Source organism: Bradyrhizobium sp., assembly GCF_036735945.1.
Lineage (GTDB): Bacteria > Pseudomonadota > Alphaproteobacteria > Rhizobiales > Xanthobacteraceae > Bradyrhizobium.
The window spans coordinates 31515-55046 of sequence record NZ_DAINNI010000024.1; the positions used below are offsets into that span (position 1 = coordinate 31515).

Here is a 23532-nt window from a genome sequence, read left to right on the forward strand (position 1 = left end):
ACGGCGCCGTTTAGTCCCGTTGACTCCGACTTGGCGTAGCTCAAGGATGCGCGGGCAGAACGAGCCACGGAGGGACACCATGATCTCACGTCGTCTTGTGATCGGAATGCTCGGGGCCGGACTGGCGGCGTTGGCGCTGTGTGCCCCTGTTGCGCTGGCCCTCTCGCCCGAGGCCCGCAACGCCAAGCTTGATGAAACCCTTAAAGGACTGGTCGAGGGACGCAGCACGCCCGGTATCGCGGTGCTGATCCTCCAGAACGGCCGGCCGGTCTACAGAAGCAGCGTCGGCGTTCGCGAGGCCGGGGGCACCGCTCCGATCGGCGAGAACGACATGTTCCGCCTCGCCTCAATGACCAAGGCCGTCACTTCGGTGGCGACCATGATCCTCGTCGAACAGGGCAAGATCGGCCTGGACGATCCGCTCAGCCGTTTCCTCCCCGAGTTCGCCAATCTGCGGGTCCGAGACCCCGACGGCACCGAAGGTCCTGCGAGCAGGTCGCCGACGATCCGCGAATTGCTGAGCCACACCGCCGGGCTCTCCTACAATTTCATCAACAATCCGCGGCTCGTCGATGCCTACCGCGACGCCCGCGTCACCGACGGGCTGGACCAGCCCGAGGTGACCATGGCCGAGGCGATGCAACGGCTTGCCTCCGTCCCGCTCGGCTATCAGCCCGGCACCCGCTGGGAATACTCGCTCGCCACTGACGTGCTGGGCGCCGTCGTCGAGAAGGCGACGGGCGGCACCCTGGAAGCGTTTGTAACCGAGCGGATCGCAAAGCCGCTACGGATCGAAAGCTTTGTGTTCAACGCGCCCGAGGCCACGCGCTCACGCTTCATACAGGTGACGCGGCCTGCCGAAGTCACGGGCGCACTCGGCACCGGTTACGTTCCGGTAACAGGCGCCGAGGCCGTACCGTTCCCTCCCACCAAGGGCACCGCCAGGCTCGACCCGAACCGCGCCTTCTCTCCGACCGCCTATAATTCCGGGGGCGGCGGCATGAGCGGCACGATCGGAGACTACGCCCGGTTCCTGCAGATGCTGCTGAACGAGGGCGAACTCGACGGTGCGCGGGTGCTCCGTGCGGAAACCGTCCGGCAGATGACGCAGAACGTAACCGGCACCATGCCGACGCTTCGCGGGCCGGGCTGGGGTTTCACGCTGGGCTTCGGGATCGTGACCGATCCGGCAGCCGCCAAGACCCGTCTTCCGGCCGGCAGCTATGGATGGGGCGGCATTTACGGCACCCAGTTCTGGATCGACCCGACCAATCGCGTCGTCGGCCTCGTCATGACCCAGACCGCGATTATCGGCTCGGGCCCGATCTCGACGCCGATTCGCGAAGCATTCTATACGGCCGACTGAGGCTCGCCGGGCAGCGTCACATCAGCTTCATCGGGCTGTCGGCAACCACGCGGAGGTCGATGCTGCCGATCAGGTTCGAACGCAAAAGCTCGGCGGCGCTGATCGCATCGGTGGTCTGCCGCAGCGTGCTGATATTCGATCCGAGCGAGACGATGCCGCCGAGCACCAGGGCGATCGAGCCCAGCGCTGCGGTCTGACCTGTGGCGAACAGGCCGAACAGGGTCACGAGCAGCAGCGCGAAGCCGCCGCCGATCGCCGCCTTTGAAAACATGATGATCTTGCGGCACCGCTCGGCGGACTCGGCGAGCGCCTCGAGCCGCGCCTCGATGCGCGCGATCTCGTCGGCCGGATCGTCGTCAGGGATTGAATTCAAGATCTGGCATCCATCTGCAAGCTGCTTCCGCCGAACGGGCCGAGAGGTCCGATGGCGGTGCGGTGAAGCGGATGAATGCTACTGGACCGCCGTCGCCGGGACAACGGATGCCGGCGGAGCGGATGTCAGTCAGTTCGACGGGCGGCCGAGGAAGGCCGGGATATCAAGGACCTTCTCCTCGATCGGATTGCGCACGGCCGCGGTGCGGCCGAACGGATCGAGTCCCTGCGGCGGCGCCGGCCGCGCATGTTCGACGACCGCCGTTCGCGCTTCGAGATGACGGGCCACGGGCGCCGGCGGCGGCGCCACACGGTCGGGGATGCGGCGCCGGTCGTGGCTCAACCGTCCCGCGAGATCCGTCAACAGGCCTTCCGCCGGATGCGCGGCGCCGGCCGTCTCGATATTGTCGATACCGGTCGCCACGACCGAGACGCGGACGACGCCATCAAGCTCGGCATCGAAGGTCGCGCCGACGATGATGTTGGCGTCGGGATCGGCCTCGTCGCGGATGCGGGTGGCCGCTTCGTCGACCTCGAACAGCGTCAGGTCCCGGCCGCCGGTGATCGAGACGATCAGGCCGCTGGCGCGCTTGATCGACGGGTTCTCGATCAGCGGGTTGGAAATCGCGGCGATCGCGGCGTTGAGGACGCGCTTGTCGCCGGAAGCCTCGCCCCTGCCCATCATCGCCTTGCCCTTCTCGCGCATGACCGAGAGAACGTCGGCGAAATCGAGATTGATCAGGCCTTCCTTGACGATGAGATCGCTGATGCAGGCAACGCCCGAATAGAGCACCTGGTCGGCCATCGCGAAGGCGTCGGAAAAGGTGGTCCGCTCGTTGGCCACCCGGAACAGGTTCTGGTTCGGAATGATCAGGAGCGTGTCGACCGCCTTCAGCAGTTCCGCAATGCCGACCTCGGCATAGCGCATGCGGCGCTGGCCCTCGAACTGGAACGGCTTGGTGACCACGCCGATGGTGAGAATGCCGAGGTCGCGCGCGGCCCTGGCGATGATCGGCGCCGCGCCCGTGCCGGTGCCGCCGCCCATGCCGGCGGTGATGAACACCATGTTGGCGCCGGAAAGATGATCGCGGATCTCGTCGAGCGTTTCTTCCGCCGCGGCGCGGCCGATATCGGGCTGCGCGCCGGCACCGAGGCCGCCGGTCACCTGCGCGCCCATCTGGATGACGCGCTCGGCCTTCGAACTGGTGAGCGCCTGGGCGTCGGTGTTGGCCACGATGAACTCGACGCCTTCGAGGCCGGCGTCGATCATGTTGTTGACGGCATTGCCCCCGGCGCCGCCGACCCCAAATACGATGATACGGGCCCTCAGCTCGCGGATATCGATGCCGGTCATTGTTGCCCCACGGCTGCTCCGCTTAAGTCAGCGGAGTGAGAAAAAGCGTTTGCTACCCACTGGCGGCCTTGCGGTCCGCCTCCACCAAGCTCGCCGCCAGATGTCCCACCCGGCGTGCCGAATGTCCGTGATTCTCTTCGGAACTGCCAGCCCGGACAGCGGTCCGCAGCGCCACAACCTCGCCCTCAAGCCGCGCCGTCGCCTCGCGGGCGGCCGTGGTCTCGGCGCTGGCCTGCAGGAGCTCAGCCATCAGGCGATCTCCGCGCTCGCGCTCGTATTCGAAATCCGCGCGATGCGTGGCCGCCCTGACCTCGAGCTGCACGATTTCCGCCTGCAGCGTCGCGACCGCGGTCGTCAACCGGGCGACATCGGCCGACTGACGACGGCCCCACGGCGTATGCCTGACTTCAGCCAGGTCCACGCTCATCAGCGCCTTGCCGTCGTCTGAGCGGGTGCGCGGCAAGTGCAGCCGCCTGGCGAGCGAACGGGCGGCGGCGGGCGAGATATTCAGGCGTGCGCCCAACTCTGCGTAGGTAAGAAACTCAACTGACATCGGCTGTTCTCCTCGAACGAACCGCACTGGAATCGGCTTGAACATGACCGGATAGCGACGCTAAGGCTACGGTCGGCATGGTTAATGAATAGTTAACGACGTGTATCCGGCCGACTGGACACGCGACGCCTCTCCTCCGCGACATGAATCTGTCACACTTGGGCCATCCCTGACCGGGAAAAGCTGGTGTGGGATCAACAGGTTGCGGTATAGTATCGCATCGCGATCGAGGCGCGATTGCCATGGATGACGAACAGCTCGCTGACCTGCATAAATTCCTGGCCGAGCACCATCGCCGGCTCGCCAAGGAAGCGGTGCTCGATGTCGTGCAGCACTACCATTCCGACCTCGCCCAGCGACTCGCGGACGAGGCCGCGCTGATCTTCAGGCGAACCGCGATCGCGCAACGCCTTCGCGAAGGCGAGCAGCGGCTGAGGAACGAGCAGGAACGAACGACATCGGACGACCAACCTCCCCTCACCGTTTCCCGAACGGCCAAGGACGGATAACATCGCGCTGTTGGGGGCGGATGATCCGAAGGAGACCGTCATGAGCCAGCCGCAGCCGATCAAGGACGCCAGTCACCTCTACGAGGTCGAACGTCGCGCCTACCACGCCGAGCGCCCGGGCTTTCGCATCGCGGAATTGCAGCTCTCCCCAAGGCAGAAGGTGCCGTGGCACACCCACAGCAACATCTCCGATACGTTTTACGTGCTGGAAGGCCAGATGCGTCTGTTCCTGCAGGACCCGAAAGAGGAAGTGAATCTGAAGCCCGGCGAAGTCTATGTCGTCAGGCCCACGCGTCCGCATCTCGTCACCAATGCCGGCATGAATTCGCTGACCTTCCTGATCCTGCAAGGCGTCGGCGAATACGATTTCGTGCCGTTGCTGCCGGCCAAGTCGCCGGCGCCTTGAAGCCCGCGTCCCGTCATCGACATTACGGGCGATGCTGCCTACAATCGCCACCGGCACTGGAGGGACCAACCTTCGGGCGTACCAGGGCAGGAGACGAGCCATGCGCAGAATCGTGGCGATCGGCATCATCGCGGCGTGCGTATTCCCGACCACGCTGAGCGCGCAGGTTATCAAGTTCGACATTACAGAACGCAGCGCCGCCTTCGCCGGACGCAGCTTTGGCGATGTCGGGCCTTACGAGCGGATCACCGCGCGCGCGACCATCGCGCTCGATCCGGCTGACGACCGCAACGCCGTCATCACCGACCTCGCGCTGGCGCCGCGCAACGCCGAAGGCCGCGTCGAAGCCACAGCCGACGTCGTGATCCTGCGCCCGGCCGATCCATCGCGCGGCAACGGTACGCTGCTGCTCGATGTCCCCAACCGCGGGCGCAAGCTGGCGCCCCAGCTGTTCGACGATTCCGCGCAGCCCGGCGCCAACCGCGCCGAGCAGGCCTCGGATGCCGGCATCGGCTTTCTGCACCGCCAGGGCTACACGATGGTGTGGGTGGGCTGGCAGGCCGACATGCCGTCGAAGCCGGGACAGATGGCGCTCGTCGCGGCGGTCCTGAAGGGCGTCACCGGGCCGATGCGCGAGGAATTCGTCTTCGACAACATCACCAACCCCGCGCGCGCCCCGCTGACCTGGCCGGCGGCCGATCCCGCCAACATCGCGGTCACGGTCCGCGCCGCCTGGGCGGATGCGCGCCAGACGCCGCCACAGCTTGCGGTGCGGCTCGTCGATCCCTCGACGGCGGAGATCACGCGGCCTGACGGATTCGATGCCGGTGCACTCTACGAAGTAACCTACACCGCGCGCGATCCGGCAACGCTTGGCATGGCGTTCGCCGCGGTGCGTGACGTCGCAAGCTTCCTGCGCAACGACCGCACCGCCGCCAATCCGCTGCTGGTCGGGCTGAACCCGTCGGTCAACCGCGCGATCGGTTTCGGCGTCTCGCAGTCCGGCCGCTTCCTGCGCGACTTCCTCTATCTCGGCTTCAACGAGGATACGCGCGGCCGCGTCGTGTTCGACGGATTGATGCCGCACATCGCCGGCACGCGGCGGATGGCGACCAACGTGCGATTCGGCCAGCCCGGCCGCAATCCGCGCCATCCGCAGGACCCGGCCTGGCAGGCCGACCTGTTCCCGTTCACCTATGCAACCCTTACCGATCCCCTCTCCGGCCGTACCGACGGCCTGCTGCGCCGCTGCTCGCTGTCAGCCACCTGCCCCAAGGTGATGCAGACCGACAGCGAGCACGAATGGTGGGCCTCGCACGCCTCGCTGCTGGTCACCGATCTCAGGGGCGACCATCTCGATCTGCCGGACAATGTGCGCGCCTACATGATCGCGGGCGCGCCGCATTTCGCCGGCCCCGACGACCACATGAAGTCGGTGCCTGTCATGGCGCTGCCGCAGAACCCGATGCATGCGGGCGCGCCGATGCGCGCGCTGCTCACCGATCTCGACCGCTGGATCCGCGACGGCGTCACCCCGCCCGCAAGCCGCGTGCCGATGCGTGCCCATGGCACGCTGGTCGCGGCCGGAGGCGCCGTGCCGACGAACATCCCCGGCCTGCCCTACAAGGCCATCCATACGCCGAATGCGTTCTCCGACCAGAGCGTGCTGCCGGCGAAGGAGATCGGCCGCTATCCCGTGTTCGTGCCGCGAGCGGATACCGACGGCATGGCGGTCGCAGGCGTGCACATGCTGGCGCTGGCGGTGCCGCGCGCAACCTACACCGGCTGGAATCCCCGCGCGCAAGGTTACGGGCCGACCGCGTTCTTTCCGCTGCAGGGCGCCGTGATCCCCTTCGCGCCGAGCGAAGCCGCGAGAAAGGACGCCAACGACCCGCGCCCGTCGCTTGCCGCGCGTTATGCCGATGATGAGGCCTATGTCGGAGCGGTGCGCAAGGAAGCCGAACGGCAGGTCGCCGAGCGGTTGCTGTTGCGTGAGGATGCCGAGCGAGCGGTCGAGGCAGCGAAGCAAGGGAAGTTGGCGAAGCTCGGGCAGTGAATGTGATGATCTCCGATGCCTCGGAACTGGCCAAGGCCATGCCGGGATGGCGTGAAGAAGGTAAACCACGTGGATTTTATTCGGGTAATTTTCCACCTGCGGCTTGATAAAAACCTGCCAACTGCTTCGCAAGCAACGCAGCTAGCAGAGTTTCCATCCTCGACACATCAATCTTGCCACCGCGATATGCGGAGTCAGCCGCATCCAGCGCCTCGAAGTAAGGATTCCGATTGTCGACAATTTGATCGGGAATGGTCGGCGTGCCCGGCAACACCGCCCCAGCGCGAATAGAAAGTACGACGTACGATATCATTCTCGACGTTCGCCCGTTACCGTCGGCGAATGGATGGATCCAATTGAGGCGCCACATCAAATACGCTGCTAGGTGCAGCGGCGTACTTTCAGTCCAATGATCATTGACGTAGTCGCACATCTCCTCAACCAGTTCGGGAACAAGGTGTGCACCCACTGGTTCGTGCTTACTGCCTTCGATCGCGACACCACCCGGTCGATAGTTGCCAGCATATGAGCTAATTCCAGCCAACGCTTCCCGTTGAAGACCTAAAATGAGAGACGGCCGCAGCTTGAACGAGCCTCGATCGAGTGCAGCATGGATTGCCCCGATTGCCGCATCGTACTGCCGAAAGCCATTGCGCGCTTCAGCAGCGGCTTTCTCCTGAGGATCGGTAATTAGCTCAGGTTCGAGCGCGCGGCTATCCCGCCGTTCGCGCTCATCATCTATCATTTCTCGCCCTTGGCCAGCTTTTCGGCTTCCCGATCAACCATTTCGCGCGTGATTAACTCATTCTCGAAATGAGTGTTCCCGTACACGAAACTTCGCCGCTGTAACTCCCGGTGTTCCGGCGTCGGCTTAGCGGTCTTGGCCGCTTCGAGAAGTTTTTTCAGATCGTCAGTCATAGACAAAATATAAGCGACTCGGACGACAGATGCCATGGCGATTTTACATAAATGCTTCCGCCATGTTGCTACAATGGCAATTGTCGCGTTCTTTGCCGCTTGTGGACCTTCTCCTTACGCTTTTAGCGCCTCCAACTCGTGCGCCGGACATCGCGCCCTCCAATCACAACGGCAGATTATCGTGCTTCTTCGCGGGCATCTCGACCTTCTTGTCTTTCAGCATCGCCAGCGCCCGCGCGATGCGGCGCCTGGTCGAATGCGGCATGATGACGTCGTCGATGTAACCTCGTTCGGCGGCGATGAAGGGTGACAGGAAACGGTCTTCGTATTCCCTGGTGCGCGCGGCGATTTTTTCCGGATCGTTCATGTCGGCGCGGAAGATGATTTCCACCGCGCCCTTGGCGCCCATCACGGCGATCTGCGCGGTCGGCCAGGCGTAGTTCATGTCGGCGCCGATCTCCTTCGACGCCATGACGTCGAAGGCGCCGCCATAGGCTTTTCGCGTGATGACGGTGACGAGCGGCACCGTGCATTGCGAATAGGCGAACAAAAGCTTCGCGCCGTGCTTGATCAGGCCGCCATATTCCTGGGCGGTGCCCGGCAGGAAGCCCGGCACGTCGACGAAGGTCACGATCGGGATGTTGAAGGCATCGCAGAAGCGGACGAAGCGCGCCGCTTTCCGCGAGGCGTCAGAGTCGAGCACGCCGGCCAGCACCATCGGCTGGTTGGCGACGAAGCCGACGGTACGGCCGGCGATGCGGCCGAAGCCGGTGACGATGTTCTTCGCAAATGTCTCCGACAGTTCGAAGAAGTCACCCTCGTCCACGACCTTGCCGATCAGCTCCTTCATGTCATAGGGCTTGTTCGGATTATCAGGGATCAGCGTATCGAGCGACATGTCCACGCGCTCGATGTCGTCGAAGCTCGGCCATTCCGGCACGCCGTCGGTGTTGTTGGACGGCAGGAAGTCGATCAGACGCCGCATCTGCAACAGCGTCTCGACGTCGTTCTCGAACGCGCCGTCCGCGATCGAGGAGCGCGTCGCATGCACCGAGGCGCCGCCGAGCTCTTCCGCCGTCACCACCTCGTTGGTGACGGTCTTCACCACGTCGGGGCCGGTGACGAACATGTAGCTGGTGTTCTTCACCATGAAGATGAAGTCGGTCATGGCCGGCGAATAGACGTCGCCGCCGGCGCAGGGGCCCATGATCACGGAGATCTGCGGGATCACGCCTGACGCAATGACGTTGCGGCGGAACACATAGGAATAGCCCGCAAGCGCTGCGACGCCCTCCTGGATGCGTGCGCCGCCGGCGTCATAGAGGCCGATGATCGGCGCCCTCGCCTTCATCGCCATGTCCTGCAGTTTTGTAATTTTCAGCGCGTGGGTCTCGGACAGCGAGCCGCCGAACACGGTAAAATCCTTGGCGAAGACGAAGGTCTTGCGGCCGTTGACGGTGCCCCAGCCGGTGACGACGCCGTCGCCCGGCACCTTGGTCTTTTCCATGCCGAATTCGGTCGAGCGGTGCTCGACGAACATGTCGAATTCCTCGAACGAGCCCTTGTCGAGCAGGAGCTCGATGCGCTCCCGCGCGGTCAGTTTTCCGCGGGCGTGCTGCGCCTCGATGCGCTTTTCGCCGCCGCCAAGCTTGGCGCCGGCGCGCCGTGCCTCGAGGGTGTCCAGGATATCCTTCATGCCATTTCCGCCCGTTCCGGTGTCGATTTGGGGCCTTCTAACACGCCCTTTTCCGGACAGGAAACACCCTTCCCGCCCTCTGGTACCGCCGTCCGGCGGACCCTATATCCGCATCCTGACCATGGGGACCGGAATGACCGATAATGCCAGCGCCGACACCTCGGGCGCCGTTACAGGGGGTGTGCGCACGCTGCTGCGGCTGGAAGGATTAGCCCTCCTTGGCGGCATGACCCTGCTTTACTATGTCTGGGACGGGTCGTGGTGGGTCTACGCCCTGCTGTTCTTCGTCCCGGACATCAGTTTTGCGGCCTATCTGTCGGGACCGCGTTTCGGCGCCCTGATGTACAATGCCGCGCACAGCTACCTCGCGCCGATGGCGATGATGACCACCGGATTTGCCACCTCCTCGCCGCTCGTCCTCTCGATCGCGATGATCTGGCTCGCCCATATCGGCTTCGACCGCGCGCTCGGCTACGGGCTGAAATATGCGGCCGGCTTTTCCTTCACCCATCTCGGGCGGATCGGGAAGTCTGCGAATTGAAATTTTCCGCGTCCGGAGCGAACCGCGCGCCGATCAGATCGCCACGATATCGGTAAGGCACTGCTGCACGACCGTCATGCGCGCGGCGATGTGGCTTTGCTCCTTGCAGTCCACGTTCATCGCAAACACGGTCTGCTGGCTGCCCTTTTCGGCCCAGCCGACCATCCAGCCGAGCTGCGGCTTGCCCGCTTCGGCGCCGAGCAGTCCGCTCTTGGCGCGGACGGTGGCGTCGCCGACCTTGGTGACGGGAAGGATGTCGCGCGTCAGCTCCTGGCTGCGCTTGCCGGCCGGCAAAACGCCGCGCCGCAGGCGATCGACGAAATCGATCTGCTGGACCGGATCGATGCGCAAGGCTCCACTCAGCCAGAACTGATCGATGCCGCCGCCGATGTCGTGGTTGCCGTAGTCGAACAGGTCGAGATATTTCTGCATCCGCTCTGGCCCGATGCGGCGGGCGATTTCCTGATAGACCGGCACGGCGGAAACCGCGATCGCCGAGCGCAGCGTGTGGTCCTTGTTCCAGGCCTCGATGCTGCGCGTCACGCCGTCCCACTTGAAGACGTCCTTGTCGGGATCCTCGACCACACCGGTCTCGAGCGCGATCAGCGAGTTCGGAATCTTGAAGGTCGAGGCCGGCAGCCTGCCCTCGCCCGAACGCACCTTGTCACTCGCGATGATCAGATAGTCGTCCACCTTGTAGGCCACGAAGGTTCCGACCGTGCCGAGATCAAAGAAGCGTTTGGAAAGATCGTCGCGAAACTCGCTGCGCTGATAGGAAACGTTGGCAAGGGCGCGCGCGGGTACGAACGGGGTCGCAGCGAGAAGACCGAGCGTATGGCGGCGATTGATCACGGTGATATCTGACCTCTAGAAGAACGGGCGACGATGCTGATGGCATCGTGGATAGACTATGACAAGCGGAGCCTAGTTCAACGGCTGTTCCGGCTGTGAAACCGGAGGAAAGTCGAGGGATTCAGCGCACGCGGCCCGACAGCCGCAGCACGAAGATCAGCACTTCGGCGACGGCCTTGTAGAGATCGGGCGGAATTTCATCGCCGATCTCGACGTGAGACAAAGCGCCCGCCAGCACCTCGTTCTCCTCGATCGGAATGTCGTGCGCCCTGGCGAGTTCGACGATTTTGGCGCCGATGGTGCCCTTGCCCTTGGCGACGACGCGCGGCGCACCGGTCTTGTCGTAGTGCAGCGCGACCGCAAGCTTGTTTTTGGTGTCAACGCTCATAGCGCGCGGTCCAGGAAATGCCCGGCGCGCGCGGCGGGTGCGGCCTGCGGCGGCGCGCCGTCGCGGATCACGATATCGCCGGGCTGCAATTCGGCGCTGGTCAGCGCCTGGCTAAGCTGGGGCATTCCGGCGCGGAGTTGCTCCGCCGTCGCCGGGCGTTCCGCCCAGAGCCGAACCGAAGTCTTTTCGCCTGACAGCGAGATCAGCGCGTGAACCGGACCGGCCGGTTCGACGTCGAGCGAGAAGCGCGCGCGCCAGATCCGCTTGGCGGCCTCGACCTCCTCGTGGCCACCATCGCGCGAAATTTCGAACTGTGCCATCGCCGTGCCCTGCGGCGTCACGAAGGGGATTTCGAAATGCCAGCGCGGCGCGGTCGCATCCAGCCGCGGCGCCGACGGATCGATGCGATCCGGCAACGACGCCACCTGCAGCAGGGTCTGCCGCGCGATGGCGGCATCGGTGTCGTCGAGCAGATGATGGGCGGTTGCTTCGAGCGGCGCCTGCGGGGCCAGCGTCGGAGTGGCGACCGGCTGCGCGGCCGGCGGCGCGCCGCGCACCGGCGGCGGTGGCGGATTGGTCTGGAAGGCCACCTCGCCGCGACCATCTCGCGGCGCGGCGGTCGCGGTCCGCATGGGAATGCCGAGTTCATGCAGCGCTTCCTGCAGCAGGCTCAGCGTGGCGCCTGCGGAATGCGCTTCGCTCTGCAGCGCGACAAACGCGCCGCGCGCGGCGTGGGCGGTCAGCGCGGCCGTTTCCCCGCCAGACAATCGCGCCTGCGGCAGCAGGATTTCGTGCGGATCGGTGTTTGACGACAAGGGCGGCGCAGGGTTCGCAGTTGCGGGCGGTGCTGACGGCGCGGCCTGCGGCGGCGCCGGCTGCTGCGCTCCCGCCGGCTGCGCGGCCGACGCCGGTGTCGCATTGAGGCCGAGTGCGGACTGCAGCGTCTGGCGCAGCACGATCAGCGCGGCCTTCAGATCGGGAACGCCGGTCGGCGGCACCGATCCCGCCGCCAGCGACGCCTCGAGGAAGATGCCGGACTTCTGGAACGCCGTCTTGATGTCGCCGCCGTCGAGGTTCTGATCGAGGCTGGTCTGTTGCGACAGCACCTGCGCGATCGCCTCGCGCAGTTTCGGCGGCAGGCTGCTGGAGGACACCGCCGCGCCGAGGTTGGCGAACAAGGGCGCGAGGCTGTCCTGCTCGCCCACGGCGGCCTGGGCTGCGGCGGAAACCGCAGCACGCTCCATTGGCGTCAGCACGATCTTCGGCGTGGCCGGGTGATTGGCGGGGATATCGGCCAGCGCATCCGGCGACAGCGTGACGGCGTCGGCCGCAGGGCCAGCGGCATCGCCACCCTGTCCGATCATGGCGAGGCGAATGCCGTCCCTGGTCTGCGATACCGCGAGCCGCAGGTTCTGGCCCTGCTGCAGTGGAATTTCGGTGGCGACGTCGATCGAGAGGCTGGCGATCGCGATCCGCACCAGATCGGCGGACAGCACCTTCAGGACCTGGGCGTTGACCACACTGCCGGGCTGCAGCACGAGTTCGGACGCAACGCTGCCGGCCTCCTGGGCTGGCAGCACCGGCAGAACTTGATTGATCGAAATCGCCATGGTTCGAGGTCTCTGGCCAAGGGGTTAAAGCTAACCCGGGGCCGTAAACCTCTCCTTAACCGGCAGCCGTCATCAGGCCCGCAAGGACTCCAAAACGGTCACCGCGGCCCGGAAATCGATGAATCTGGCCGCGCGGCGGGCCGCGACCTCCTCGTCGACGCCCCATTTCTCGACATTCCAGTCATCGTCGACATGGGCGGCCGCCCAGACATCGTCGGAATCCATGGCGCCACGATATAGCGCAATCGCCAGCAGCGCGGAGCCCGTCACCGTCGTCACCACATGCAGCGCCGCGACCGACCAGGGGTCATCAGGGAAGACGGCGCGGGCAGCCTTGATCGCCTGTTCCGGCTGGGCCACATGCACGATCCCCTCGGACAGGATGAAATGGGCGCCAAGCTGGTTGGCGGCCCAGGCCAGCACCGGATCCCAACAGGCCGCCTCGCGGGCAACCAACGCCTCGGGATGGCCGGCACGGTAGAACAGCAGATCGGTGCCGAGATATTTTTCGACATCGTCGGCCACGGCATCGACGCGATCGGCGACCTCGCCGACCGAGTTGGCAAAGCGCGTCAACGGCATGGTCAGGGGATCGATGGTCTCGCCCTGCGCGTGCCATTCGGCGGCGATCTGCTCGGCGACGTCGCTGGTCGGCGCAACCACGTGGCGGCCGGACGGGGTGCGGATCGGCTTGCCGTCCAGCGTTACGGCGAAGCCGCCGTCGGCTGGCGCTACGCCGGCTTCCTTGTAGAAACGCTTGCGCTGGGGCGCGCGCGAGGTGCGGCGCACCGCTTCCTGCGGATCGAGCGGCGATTGCCCTGCGACTTCATCGAACAGTTCACGCATGTCGTGATTTCAGCCTGCCTGGATCGGGTAATAGTCCAGCGCCGACAATACGATAACGGTGCGTGCAAATAAAGGCGATGAGGCCGTTGCGCCGATCAATTGCAAGATTGGTTTCACGGGCCAGGACGCGATCCCCGGCCGGTTCCCTGCCCTTCACGGCTTCTGATAGATCACCTTGCCGGCGCGGATCGTGTACGAAACCTTGGCGAGGTTGCGGACATCGGCAATCGGATCGCCGTCGAGCACCACGAGGTCTGCGTCGAAATCCTTCTCGACCCGCCCCTTCTTCGCGGCCTTGAAATAGCTCGCCGGATTGGTCGTCAGCGAGGCCAGCACCTGCCGCTCCGACAGCGCGCGGCGCATCAATTCGTATTCGAGCGTGGTGCCGTAGAGCGGGATATAGCCGACGTCGGTGCCGAACAGGACGGTGTTGCCGTTCTCCGAAAAACTCCTGAGCTGGCCGACAATGTTGTCGACGAGGCGCGCGACGATCTCCGCCGGCAGCGGCAGTTTTGCAAACAGCGACAACGTCGGCGTCAGCGCAGTGCCCTGCTGCTTGAAGCGCGCGAGCTGCTCGGCGGGATAGCCTGGCTGCCGGCCGACGGTGTGCGCCATCACGTCGACATCAGCGGCGATCACGGCCTCGATGCCGGCTGTGTTCTGAGGATGCGCGAACACAGGCTTGCCCTGTGCGTGCGCGACATCGACAGCGGCCCTGGCGATGGCCGCCTCCATGTTCACGACAGGCTTGTCGTCGCCCTTGTAGACGCCAGTGAACAGCTTGATGCCGTCGAGGCCGTTCTGCAGGTAGTACCGCGCCATCTCCGCCGCCCGTTCCGGCGTGGCGGCCTCGGGAATCTGCGCGTCGGGCAGATAGACGGGACGGCCATCCCTGGGGAAGATGCTGCCGGCGAGGAAGATATTGGGACCGAGGATTTCGTCCGCATACACGCGGCGGCGCAGCGCCAGCGAGTCAGTGGGGTTGGAGCCGAGACTCCACACGGTCGTAAACCCCCATTGCGTCAGCATCGCCTGCATATGCGCCGTCAGCGGCGCGGCCGGCGCGCTGCCGGCGTTCCGCCACACCGGCTCGGTGAAATGGACGTGGCTGTTCCAGAAGCCGGCGACGATGGTCTTGCCGGAGCAATCCACCACCTGCGCATCAGACGGGATTTGCACGTCGCCTTCGCGTCCGATCGCCGTGATGACACCGCCTGTCGTCACGACAACGGAATTGGCAATCGGCGCGGCCTCAGGTGAGGCATAGACGCTGCCTCCCCTGAGCACCAGCGTCTGGGCTTGCGCGACAGCGCCCGGCAGGGCGGCGAGAACACAGGCGAGCAACGCGGCGCCGAGACGGTAGCGGATCATGAGCGAAGCCTTTCCGAACGATTGCGTGCCGCAGTCTACCTAAACTGTGCGACGCCGCCTTGATCGATATTGCTGCGCGAGAAGAATTGCAGCCCGGCTACTCCTCCGGCGCGTTCTCGATCGGATCGAAGCGGTCGGCCTCCAGTCCCAGCAGATTCCAGGATTGCAGCATGTGCGGCGGCAGCGGCGCGCTGACATCGATCACGCCGCCGCGCGGATGCGGGATCACGAGCCGCCGCGCCAGCAGATGCAAACGGTTCTGCAGGCCACCCGGCAGATCCCAATTCTCCTTGTTGAAATATTTGGGGTCGCCGATGATGGCGTGATCGATATGCGCCATGTGGGCGCGCAATTGGTGGGTGCGCCCGGTGACCGGCTTCAGCGAAACCCAGGCGAGCTTCTGCGCCGAGGTTTCGACCACGGCGTAGTAGGTCACCGCGTGGCTCGCGCCCTCGTCACCATGCTTTGCAATCCGCATGATGCTGTCTTCCTCGCTCTCTTCCTTGGCGAGATAGGTCGAGATGCGGCCCTGCTTCGGCTTCGGCACGCCGGCGACCAGCGCCCAGTAGATCTTGCGCGCCGAGCGGTGGCGGAACGAGCCGGTCAGTGCGGTGGCGGCAAAGCGGGTCTTTGCGATCAACAGACAGCCGGATGTTTCGCGGTCCAGCCGGTGCACCAGCCGCGGCTTCTGCCCCTTGGCGTCGCGCATCACTTCCAGCATCTGGTCGACGTTGCGGGTGATGCCGGAGCCGCCCTGTACCGCAAGCCCCGCGGGCTTGTTCAGCACGAGGACATCGGCGTCCTCGTAGATCGTCATGTCCTTTAGCGCCTGCAGCGTCTTCGCCGCGGCTTCCGAGAGCGGGCCAGTGCCCTTCGGCGCATCGAGCCGCAGCGGCGGAATGCGGACGCTCTGGCCTTCCTCGAGCCGGTCCTTGCTGTCGGCGCGCTTGCCGTTGACGCGCAGTTCGCCCTTCCGGACGATGCGCTGGATGTGGGAGAACGACAGGCCGGGAAAACGCGCCTCGAGGAAGCGATCGACGCGCATGTTGCTTTCGTCCGGTGTGACGACGACGGTCTGCACTTTCGTCGGAAGCTGTACCTCGGCCTTTGAGGTCTCGGGCTCGGCCATCACAGAAGACGGCTTTTCCCGCCGGGGTTCGGCGAAGCGCGGCGGCTTGCCGCCCGGCCGATGCGCCGGCGGGCGATCATTCTGGGCACCCCGGAACGGACGCGCAACCTTCGGACGATTTCCACTGGGACGATCACCCGCCGTGCGGGATTTCGCGAGGGGTCTTTTGACGCGACGGCTCATGACAATCTAGCTCCGGCCCTGGCGCGCCGCCGTTCGGCCGGCACGCCTCGGCAATGCCGCGATTTCCGCACCGACCTCATTTTCGGCGAGCCGCAATTCATAGAGCTGCTGCAAGTTCATCCAGAATTGCGGGCTGGTGCCAAACCAATGTCCCAGCCGCAATGCCGTATCGGCGGTGATGCCGCGCTGCCCGTGAATGATGCCCGTAATCCGGTTTACCGGCACGTCGATCTGGCGCGATAGTTCCGCGGCCGTGATGCCAAGCTCCTGCAATTCTTCCGCGAGATGTTCTCCGGGGTGAATGGGGGTACGGGCCATCGTTCCTTCCTAATGGTAATCGACGATCTCTACCTCGATCGGCCCAGGCGATCCTTCGGGCCAAGCGAAGCAAATTCGCCACTGATCGTTGATGCGGATCGAATACAGTCCGGCACGGTCCCCTCTGAGCGCTTCCAGACGGTTGCCGGGCAGCGCCGCCAGATCAGCCAGGCCGGTCGCGGCTTCGAGCCGATCAAGGCGCATCTCGGCCTGTCGCGCAAAGCCGGAGAACTCCCTGACGTGACGTCCTGAGGCAAACCGCTCTGTGCGCTTGTCCCGATAGCTGACGATCATCGACCCTCAACATAGCCGGAATTACGAGTTACGTAAACAGTAAATCCGGCTCACCCCCGCAGATTTTACGAGCACCTCGCCGCTATTTGGACGACAGGCCTGCGCAGCCAAGCCACTACAAATCCTTCCCGAGATCGGCCATGGTCGCACAACAGCGAAGATCAATGGAGCCCTGCATGGCCTTTTCAAAGTTGGCGCTAACAGCGGTGGCGGCACTCATCACAAGCTCGGCATGGGCCCAGCCGGCGCCGATGCCGGAGGATCTGGCCTGGAAGCTGCTCGAACTCGGCCGCACGATCGATCCGCCGAAGACGGCTGCGCTGTTCGCCCCGATGCAGCAGAAGGAACCCTTCCAGGGCGTCAAGACCGAGCGCGAGATCAAGTACGGACCGGCCGACCGCCATCTGCTCGACGTGTTCACGCCGGAGACCAATTCATCGGCACAGCCGGTGCTGATCTACATCCACGGCGGCGGCTTCATCGCCGGCAACAAGCGCGCGCCCGGCTCCCCGTTCTACGACAACATCATGCTGTGGGCCGCCAATAACGGCTTCGTCGGCGTCAATGCCACCTACCGGCTGGCGCCGCAGTCACCCTACCCGGCCGGCGCCGAAGATATCGCCGCCGTCGTGGCGTGGGTTGCCGCCAACATCAGTGAGCGCGGCGGCGATCCCACGCGCATCTATCTGATGGGCCACTCCGCCGGCGCGGTGCATCTCGCGAACTACGTCTCGCATCCCGAATTCCACAAGGTGAAGGGCGGCGGCCTCGCCGGCGCCGTGATGGTTTCAGGGATTTATGAAATGGGCGCCTCGCCGCTGGGTGACGCCGAAATCGCCTATTTCGGCTCCGACCCCTCGCGCTATGCCGAGCGCTCCTCGCTGCAGGGCCTTTTGGCGACGAAGATTCCGTTGATGATCGCCGCCGCCGAACTCGACCCGCCGCGCTTCGTGGAGCAGTTCAACCTGTTGAAGCAGGCGAGTTGCAAGGGTGCGAACGGCTGCGCCCGCGCGACCATGCTGCAACAGCACAGCCATATGTCGGAAGTCTATGCGATCAATGCGGTCGAGAGCCGTCTCGCCGACGAGATCCTGGCGTTCGTGAAGTTAGGGAAATAACCATCACACCGCCTCACGCAAATTGCGCGAGGCCGAAACCGACCGACCAATTCTCCTTCGCTGAATCGAGGACGTTCACGAAGATATCCTCCAGCCGAATGCCGAGATTGTCGCTCAGCAGTTGCGCGATCCGGCGGAACAGCGCCTGCTTCTGCTCTGACGTGCGCGTGTCGAACACCGTGATCTGGATGTAGACGAGATCGTCGCTGCGCTTGATGCCAAAGGCATTGCCGTAGCGGAAGTTCGCCGCATCATGCTCGCTCATGGTCATGAACTGGTCGTCCTCGGGCACATCGAGCGTCTCGCGCATCGCGCGGTAAAGGCCGTTGAAGATCGCCTGGCGGTAGGCTTCCGGCTTGCCAGCGCGCAACGAGATGTGGATCAGAGGCATGGCGAATCCTTTCGCGATCCGTGCGCCGGCTCCGCGCACAGGTGGTTCACTTCATCGGGAGATTGAGGTATCAACGTTTTTGACACCGTATCAAAAACACATTCTTGACGCCTCGTCAAATATAATTTGGTAACGTCGGGACCAGACCGTTTGACGAGAGGAGAGAGATTTGAGGCCGCGCGAGTTTGACCATGACGACGTCCTGCGGATCGCGTTCGAACAGTTCTGGCGCAAGGGCGTGCGTGGAACGTCGCTGTCGGACATCGCGCGCGATGCGGGGGTCCAGCGCGGCAGTCTCTACAACGCCTTCGGCAGCAAGGAGGCGCTGTTTCTCTGCGCCTACGAGCGCTATGCCAGCAAATATCTGGCTACGCTACAGAAGGCGCTGAGCTCCGGCACGCTGCGCGAGCGGCTTACGGCGTTCTTCGATGTGACGATCAAGAACTTCCGTTCCGGCTCCCCGCCCCGCGGCTGTCCGACGACGCGCGGGCTGATGGAGCTGGCATCGGGCGAAGGCGAAGGGCTGGATGAAAACGCGCGCCAGGCTTTTGCCGATCTGGTGGCGCGCGCCACCGGTCTGCTGGAAGAAGCTTTTTCCGAAGGCAAGAAGCGCGGCGAGTTCAGCGGATCGCCCGAGGTTGCGGCCTTGCACATCGCGACCGTCACGCGCGGACTGGCCGTGCTCGAACGCGCGTTCGGCGACGACGCCCAGTTGCGCAAGATCGCCGCGCACACGATCGATCTCATCCTCGGCAAGGCTGAACCTTAAATCGATCTTCACCTAAGGCCTCACACCTCTGCACTGCGCTTCGGCTATCGAAGTGCAAGCCGACGTCAAAGAGCCCCGGGGCGCGATTTTTACCTCAGGGCTCTCTCAGACCGCTCGGATAGAAAACGGGCTCACCGCGTCATGGCGAGGCGTGCGAGCAGGCCTCAATCGATACAAGTTCTTCCGCCCGCACTGCCTCGTATGTTCGTGGTATACTTCCCTTCCTTCTCTATAACCGTCAAATGGAAGCCCGCTTTTGAAGCGCAGTTTGGAGTTTGTCGGTAGGTGAAAACTCCCGGCGATACGCAAAACCGGGTGTCCCCGCCGATACGCTCGGAACCGGACGTGTTTTGTGCGTGATAGTAGACATTTGTGTATTCCGTCCTGCCCTCATCCATCACCATGGCGCAGCCACCACAGGAGCCCAGCTTATGCCAACCCTTTGAAATCCATTGCTCCTGCGTGTCCTTATACGCGATTGCAACATTCAATTCCTCCGGGGTGTGATTGCAGATATGCCAACCCTCTGCATAAGCATTGGCGGACAGTCCGACCGACGCGGCCAGAGATAGTACAAGCATCGTCTTTCGCATGGCTTACCTCCGTCCGTTGGGATCTTGATCGGCAGATTTCTGCCGTGCTGAATAATTACCATGTCGGCTTGGAGCTCGATGTGAATTGCCACACACGCAGGTTGAATTGCTATCGCCATGCTCGCTACGTTCAGGGACCGGGTTCGGACGTAGCAGATCAGCAGGACCTGCCGACCATCATCCAGTGTGCGCGACGCGTCCCAACATGTGGCTCCAGCATCGTCCTCGCTTGATTTGATATCGTCTTCGGAGCAGGCTTCATGAACGACACATCCACGCAATTGTTTTATTTCTACAATCGTCACCCCATCTCGCGCGACATCATCGTCGCCAAACTGCGCGCAAGCCGCGGTCATCTCGACAACCTGCGCCCGGAAGACCTCTATGCGCACGACCAGGACCACTATGGTGGTCTCGACGCCACGGACGAACTGGCGCGACAGGCGCAGATCGGCCCTGGAACGGCCGTCGTCGACTTTTGCGCCGGTCTTGGCGGGACCGTACGCTATCTCGCGCACAAATACGGAGCCGACGTCACCGGCGTCGAATTCACGCCTGTGCGCGCTGCAGGCGCGCAAGAACTGACCAGGCTGGTCGGCCTTCAGGAGACGGCGCGGATCGTTGAAGGCAACGTGATGGACGCTCCACTGGCCGATGCAAGCGTGGATGCGGTCGTCAGCCAGGAATCGTTCTGTCACGTCCCGGATGTGAAGAAGGCCGTGGCAGAAGCCAGGCGCATTCTGAAGACAGGCGGCCGATTGGCCTTCACAGATTGGGTCGCCAATCAACCGCTGGCGGCGGCGGACGTGCAACTGATGTGGGACGGGATGGCAATTCAGCCGCTTCGTTCGATTCCGGACTACCGGCACCTGGTCGAGAGCGTTGGCTTGAAGGTGGTTTCGGTCACCGACCTGACCGAGGAATGGAGGCCGATACTCAAGGAACGGCTCACCATGTACCAACGGCTGCGCGAGGAAGCGAGGCAGTCCGGAACGCCCGTGGGACACGATGCATTTCACGAGTCCTACATTCGATTTGTCGATCTCATTCAACAGCGCAAGCTCGGCGGCATCCGAATTGTAGCCGCCAAGTAGGCGGCGACACTTTGTCCGCGCCCATTCAAAGTTGGGGCGGGAGCCGTGGTTCTCCGGCAGGTTCACGAGTGACCCTGCGCGGACATCCTTTGATCTGGATCAAGCCGGAGGTAGTCCGCTCCGCTTTGTTTTACCTGCGAGGTGCTTAACGGCGGCTGGCATCCTTGCGCGCGCCCGATCATTGCCGCCGCTTTCGCCCGGCCGCAGATGCCGAGTCAATCCAATACCTCGGCAAGCGATGCCGGCTTCAGGTGCACAGCCAGGAAAAGGATCACGTCATGAGTAATGATACGATTCCGGCAAGGCCCGAGATAAACGCTGGGCCGACCGGCGCAGGATTGAAACGCCGCGATCTTCTGTTGAGTGGTAGTTCTCTCATCGCTGCTTCAGCACTTTCTGCCGCCGGTGCAAGCCTAGCGCAAGCGCAGCAACAACCAGCACAGGCCCCGGCGCCCGCGCCGACCGGGCAGCGGCCCAATATCGTCGTCATCATGGGAGACGATATCGGAATCTGGAATATCGGTGCTTACCATCGCGGCATGATGGCCGGCCGGACGCCGAACCTCGACAAGATCGCGGCAGAAGGCATGCTGTTTACCGACTATTACGCCGAGGCGAGTTGCACGGCGGGCCGCGCCAACTTCATCACCGGCGAACTACCGATCCGCACCGGCATGACCACCGTGGGCCAGGCCGGCGCCCCGACAGGCTTGCCGGCGGAGGCCGTGACCATTGCCACCGCGCTGAAAGGCATGGGCTATGCCACCGGACAATTCGGCAAGAACCACCTTGGCGACAAGAACGAGTTTCTGCCGACGGTGCACGGCTTCGACGAGTTCTTCGGCTATCTGTATCACCTCGACGCGATGGAAGACCCGGCCCACCCCGCTTATCCGCAGGAGCTGTTGAACAAGGTCGGCCCGCGCAACATGGTCCATTCGTGGGCGACCAGTGTAGACGATGCCACCGTCGATCCGCGCTGGGGCAAGGTCGGCAAGCAGAGGATCGAGGACGCCGGAACGCTCTATCCGAAGCGGATGGAAACCGTGGACGATGAAATCCGCGACCTTGCCCTGACGTTCATTGAAAAGGCCAAGGCCGAGAACAAGCCGTTCTTCCTGTGGCTCAATCCGACCCGCATGCACATCGTCACGCACCTGTCGCCGAAGTACCAGGCCAGGCGCAACTCCAAGAACGGCTGGTCGATTCATGAAGCCGGCATGGCGCAACTCGACGACGACATCGGCATCGTCATGCAGAAGCTCAAGGACATGGGCGTGGATGACAACACGATCGTCATCTTCACCACGGACAACGGCACCGAGGTCTTCACCTGGCCGGACGGCGGACAGACGCCCTTCGCGCAAAGCAAGGGTACGGTCATGGAAGGCGGCTTCCGCGCCCCGGCGATGGTCCGCTGGCCGGGCAAGGTGCCGGCCGGCAAGGTCGAGAACGGCATCATTTCCGGGCTGGACTGGTTCCCGACCCTGCTCGCCGCTGCCGGCAACCCGAACATCGTCGAGGAACTGAAGCAGGGCAAGCACATCGGGGGCCGCACCTACAAGTGCCATCTGGACGGCTATAATCAGATGGACATGATCACCGGCAAGGGGCCGTCGACCCGGCACGAAATCTGGTACTTCGGCGAGAGCGACCTGGGGGCGGTGCGCATCGACGACTACAAGTACCGGTTCATCGACCAACCCGGGGGGTGGCTGGGCGAGAAAACCAAGGTCGATGTGCCCTACCTGACCAACCTTCGCCTTGATCCGTTCGAGCGAACCGGCTGGCCCGACAGCGGGACCAAGTACGGCGCGCAGCAATACTTCGACTGGTTCAAATATGAATTCTGGCGCTTCGTGTTCGTCCAGCAGGAGGTCGAGAAACTCGCCATGACCGCGGTCGAGTTTCCGCCGATGCAGAAGGGCGCGAGCTTCAACCTCGATTCCGTGAAGGCGAAAATCGAGGCCGCCAGGACGGCGATGGCAAAATAGGATTCAAGATCATCGGCGTGGGGCGGCCTCCTTGCCGCCCCACGCCGCATCGGGGAAATATGTCCTCCGAGCCCATCGCGTCATTTGGCTGCGCTGCAAACTTTGCGCACCAGCTATTTGCACTGCGCGAGGTTTTTCACCGTCCTCAGGTCGTCACCGGAATTGTTGGACGGGCGGCGCTTTGAAGCCTCCTCGACCGCCGCGCAGGCGGCTTGCGCATTGCCGTTCTGGAAGCGCGCTACCGCGAGGTTGGTCCAGGCATCGCCGAAATCGGGCGCATCCTTGACCGCCTGCTCCAGCACCGGCTCGGCGTCGCGCGGGCGCTTGGCGATCAGGAGCATGCGGCCATAATCGGCCCGCAGCGCCTTGACCGGATCGGGCTGCATGAGCGCGATCTTGAACAGTTCATCTGACGCTTCGAAGTCGTTGAAGCGAAATTGCGAGACCACGGCAAAGCCGTGATAGACGGCGCTCTCCCCCGGTGAAATCAGGAACGCCTGGTTGAATCGCACCGCGGCCTCGTGGATCTTGCCGGTGTTGAGCGCCCGCCAGCCGCGCATGGTGATTTCCTCGAACGCCTTTTCGCGCGTGCCGGTCGCGGCGACGATCGCGCTGACGAATTTCTCGTCGGCGGCCTTGTCTTCCGCATTCTTGTCTGCGAATCCGAAGAACGGCTGCTCGTTGGTCGGCGCCTTGTAGCTCCGCTTCGTCACATGCACGCCCGGCGCCACCTCGACGGTTTCCGCCGATGCAGGCAACGCCGATGCCAGCCCTGCTGAGAGGACAACCGCACCGGTCATCCGCCCAAAAC

General features: G+C 63.9%; 26 protein-coding genes. 9 read left to right on the forward strand and 17 right to left on the reverse strand.

Annotation, left to right across the window (positions count from 1 at the left end; all coding sequences use genetic code 11):
- Positions 1-79: 79 nt before the first annotated feature.
- Positions 80-1366 (forward strand): serine hydrolase domain-containing protein, encoded by a 1287-nt coding sequence (locus V7E26_RS11315; protein ID WP_324415777.1) that lies wholly within the window; start codon positions 80-82, stop codon positions 1364-1366.
- A gap of 16 nt (positions 1367-1382) precedes the next feature.
- Here V7E26_RS11315 and V7E26_RS11320 read toward each other — a convergent pair whose 3' ends face one another.
- The 3 genes from V7E26_RS11320 to V7E26_RS11330 all read right to left on the reverse strand — a co-directional run bounded on the left by V7E26_RS11320 (position 1383) and on the right by V7E26_RS11330 (position 3645).
- On the reverse strand, positions 1383-1730 hold the full coding sequence (locus V7E26_RS11320; protein WP_324415860.1) for a hypothetical protein: 348 nt from the start codon (positions 1728-1730) through the stop codon (positions 1383-1385).
- A 138-nt stretch (positions 1731-1868) separates the two neighbouring features.
- Positions 1869-3092, reverse strand: coding sequence for a cell division protein FtsZ (gene ftsZ / locus V7E26_RS11325; RefSeq protein WP_324415779.1), 1224 nt, complete (start codon positions 3090-3092; stop codon positions 1869-1871).
- A 52-nt stretch (positions 3093-3144) separates the two neighbouring features.
- Positions 3145-3645, reverse strand: a complete 501-nt coding sequence (locus V7E26_RS11330) for a hypothetical protein (RefSeq protein WP_324415781.1) — start codon at positions 3643-3645, stop codon at positions 3145-3147.
- Between the two features lie 242 nt (positions 3646-3887).
- Between V7E26_RS11330 and V7E26_RS11335 the strand changes: the two genes are divergently transcribed.
- The 3 genes from V7E26_RS11335 (at position 3888) to V7E26_RS11345 (ending at position 6616) form a co-directional block, all read left to right on the forward strand.
- Complete coding sequence (locus V7E26_RS11335) at positions 3888-4154, forward strand: hypothetical protein (RefSeq protein ID WP_324415783.1); 267 nt, start codon at positions 3888-3890, stop codon at positions 4152-4154.
- A gap of 40 nt (positions 4155-4194) precedes the next feature.
- Positions 4195-4560, forward strand: coding sequence for a cupin domain-containing protein (locus V7E26_RS11340; protein ID WP_324415785.1), 366 nt, complete (start codon positions 4195-4197; stop codon positions 4558-4560).
- A gap of 100 nt (positions 4561-4660) precedes the next feature.
- A complete protein-coding gene (locus tag V7E26_RS11345; RefSeq protein WP_324415787.1) occupies positions 4661-6616 on the forward strand; it encodes an alpha/beta hydrolase domain-containing protein in 1956 nt (651 codons plus the stop codon).
- Between the two features lie 76 nt (positions 6617-6692).
- Here the strand turns inward: V7E26_RS11345 and V7E26_RS11350 are convergent, their stop codons facing one another.
- The 3 genes from V7E26_RS11350 to V7E26_RS11360 all read right to left on the reverse strand — a co-directional run bounded on the left by V7E26_RS11350 (position 6693) and on the right by V7E26_RS11360 (position 9230).
- Positions 6693-7361: a Fic family protein gene (locus V7E26_RS11350; protein ID WP_324415788.1), complete on the reverse strand. Its 669-nt coding sequence runs from the start codon at positions 7359-7361 to the stop codon at positions 6693-6695.
- Positions 7358-7570: a hypothetical protein gene (locus V7E26_RS11355; RefSeq protein WP_324415790.1), complete on the reverse strand. Its 213-nt coding sequence runs from the start codon at positions 7568-7570 to the stop codon at positions 7358-7360. Before V7E26_RS11355 ends, V7E26_RS11350 begins: the two co-directional genes overlap by 4 nt.
- Before the next feature lie 127 nt (positions 7571-7697).
- Positions 7698-9230, reverse strand: coding sequence for an acyl-CoA carboxylase subunit beta (locus V7E26_RS11360; protein ID WP_324415791.1), 1533 nt, complete (start codon positions 9228-9230; stop codon positions 7698-7700).
- Positions 9231-9363: 133 nt separating this feature from the next.
- Here V7E26_RS11360 and V7E26_RS11365 point away from each other — a divergent pair, with 133 nt between their 5' ends.
- Positions 9364-9771: a DUF4260 domain-containing protein gene (locus tag V7E26_RS11365; RefSeq protein ID WP_324415793.1), complete on the forward strand. Its 408-nt coding sequence runs from the start codon at positions 9364-9366 to the stop codon at positions 9769-9771.
- 33 nt (positions 9772-9804) lie between these two features.
- On the opposite strand, the gene V7E26_RS11370 is transcribed toward V7E26_RS11365, so the two are convergent.
- The 8 genes from V7E26_RS11370 to V7E26_RS11405 form a co-directional block, all read right to left on the reverse strand.
- Complete coding sequence (locus V7E26_RS11370; protein WP_442893387.1) at positions 9805-10623, reverse strand: penicillin-binding transpeptidase domain-containing protein; 819 nt, start codon at positions 10621-10623, stop codon at positions 9805-9807.
- A 121-nt stretch (positions 10624-10744) separates the two neighbouring features.
- Positions 10745-11011 (reverse strand): EscU/YscU/HrcU family type III secretion system export apparatus switch protein, encoded by a 267-nt coding sequence (locus tag V7E26_RS11375; protein WP_324415795.1) that lies wholly within the window; start codon positions 11009-11011, stop codon positions 10745-10747.
- Positions 11008-12621, reverse strand: coding sequence for a flagellar hook-length control protein FliK (gene fliK / locus V7E26_RS11380; protein ID WP_324415797.1), 1614 nt, complete (start codon positions 12619-12621; stop codon positions 11008-11010). Before fliK ends, V7E26_RS11375 begins: the two co-directional genes overlap by 4 nt.
- A gap of 72 nt (positions 12622-12693) precedes the next feature.
- Positions 12694-13467: an ATP12 family chaperone protein gene (locus tag V7E26_RS11385; protein ID WP_324415799.1), complete on the reverse strand. Its 774-nt coding sequence runs from the start codon at positions 13465-13467 to the stop codon at positions 12694-12696.
- A 153-nt stretch (positions 13468-13620) separates the two neighbouring features.
- Positions 13621-14838: an amidohydrolase family protein gene (locus V7E26_RS11390; RefSeq protein ID WP_324415801.1), complete on the reverse strand. Its 1218-nt coding sequence runs from the start codon at positions 14836-14838 to the stop codon at positions 13621-13623.
- A gap of 97 nt (positions 14839-14935) precedes the next feature.
- Positions 14936-16150, reverse strand: a complete 1215-nt coding sequence (locus tag V7E26_RS11395; RefSeq protein WP_324415803.1) for an RluA family pseudouridine synthase — start codon at positions 16148-16150, stop codon at positions 14936-14938.
- 6 nt (positions 16151-16156) lie between these two features.
- Complete coding sequence (locus tag V7E26_RS11400) at positions 16157-16468, reverse strand: HigA family addiction module antitoxin (RefSeq protein WP_324415805.1); 312 nt, start codon at positions 16466-16468, stop codon at positions 16157-16159.
- 9 nt (positions 16469-16477) lie between these two features.
- Complete coding sequence (locus V7E26_RS11405) at positions 16478-16762, reverse strand: type II toxin-antitoxin system RelE/ParE family toxin (protein WP_324415807.1); 285 nt, start codon at positions 16760-16762, stop codon at positions 16478-16480.
- A 176-nt stretch (positions 16763-16938) separates the two neighbouring features.
- On the opposite strand from V7E26_RS11405, the gene V7E26_RS11410 reads away from it, so the two are divergent.
- Positions 16939-17880: an alpha/beta hydrolase gene (locus V7E26_RS11410; RefSeq protein ID WP_324415809.1), complete on the forward strand. Its 942-nt coding sequence runs from the start codon at positions 16939-16941 to the stop codon at positions 17878-17880.
- A 13-nt stretch (positions 17881-17893) separates the two neighbouring features.
- Here the strand turns inward: V7E26_RS11410 and V7E26_RS11415 are convergent, their stop codons facing one another.
- Positions 17894-18271 carry a tautomerase family protein gene (locus tag V7E26_RS11415; protein ID WP_324415811.1) on the reverse strand — a complete coding sequence of 126 codons (378 nt, stop codon included), beginning with the start codon at positions 18269-18271 and terminating at the stop codon, positions 17894-17896.
- Positions 18272-18440: 169 nt separating this feature from the next.
- Between V7E26_RS11415 and V7E26_RS11420 the strand changes: the two genes are divergently transcribed.
- The gene (locus tag V7E26_RS11420; RefSeq protein ID WP_324415813.1) at positions 18441-19040 is read left to right on the forward strand and encodes a TetR/AcrR family transcriptional regulator; all 600 of its coding nucleotides are present in this window, start codon (positions 18441-18443) and stop codon (positions 19038-19040) included.
- A gap of 164 nt (positions 19041-19204) precedes the next feature.
- On the opposite strand, the gene V7E26_RS11425 is transcribed toward V7E26_RS11420, so the two are convergent.
- Complete coding sequence (locus V7E26_RS11425; protein WP_324415815.1) at positions 19205-19633, reverse strand: DUF1036 domain-containing protein; 429 nt, start codon at positions 19631-19633, stop codon at positions 19205-19207.
- 260 nt (positions 19634-19893) lie between these two features.
- Between V7E26_RS11425 and V7E26_RS11430 the strand changes: the two genes are divergently transcribed.
- Positions 19894-20727 (forward strand): class I SAM-dependent methyltransferase, encoded by an 834-nt coding sequence (locus V7E26_RS11430; protein WP_324415817.1) that lies wholly within the window; start codon positions 19894-19896, stop codon positions 20725-20727.
- Between the two features lie 278 nt (positions 20728-21005).
- Positions 21006-22721, forward strand: a complete 1716-nt coding sequence (locus V7E26_RS11435; protein WP_324415864.1) for an arylsulfatase — start codon at positions 21006-21008, stop codon at positions 22719-22721.
- A 113-nt stretch (positions 22722-22834) separates the two neighbouring features.
- Here the strand turns inward: V7E26_RS11435 and V7E26_RS11440 are convergent, their stop codons facing one another.
- Positions 22835-23521, reverse strand: coding sequence for a tetratricopeptide repeat protein (locus V7E26_RS11440; RefSeq protein WP_324415819.1), 687 nt, complete (start codon positions 23519-23521; stop codon positions 22835-22837).
- Positions 23522-23532 lie beyond the last annotated feature (11 nt).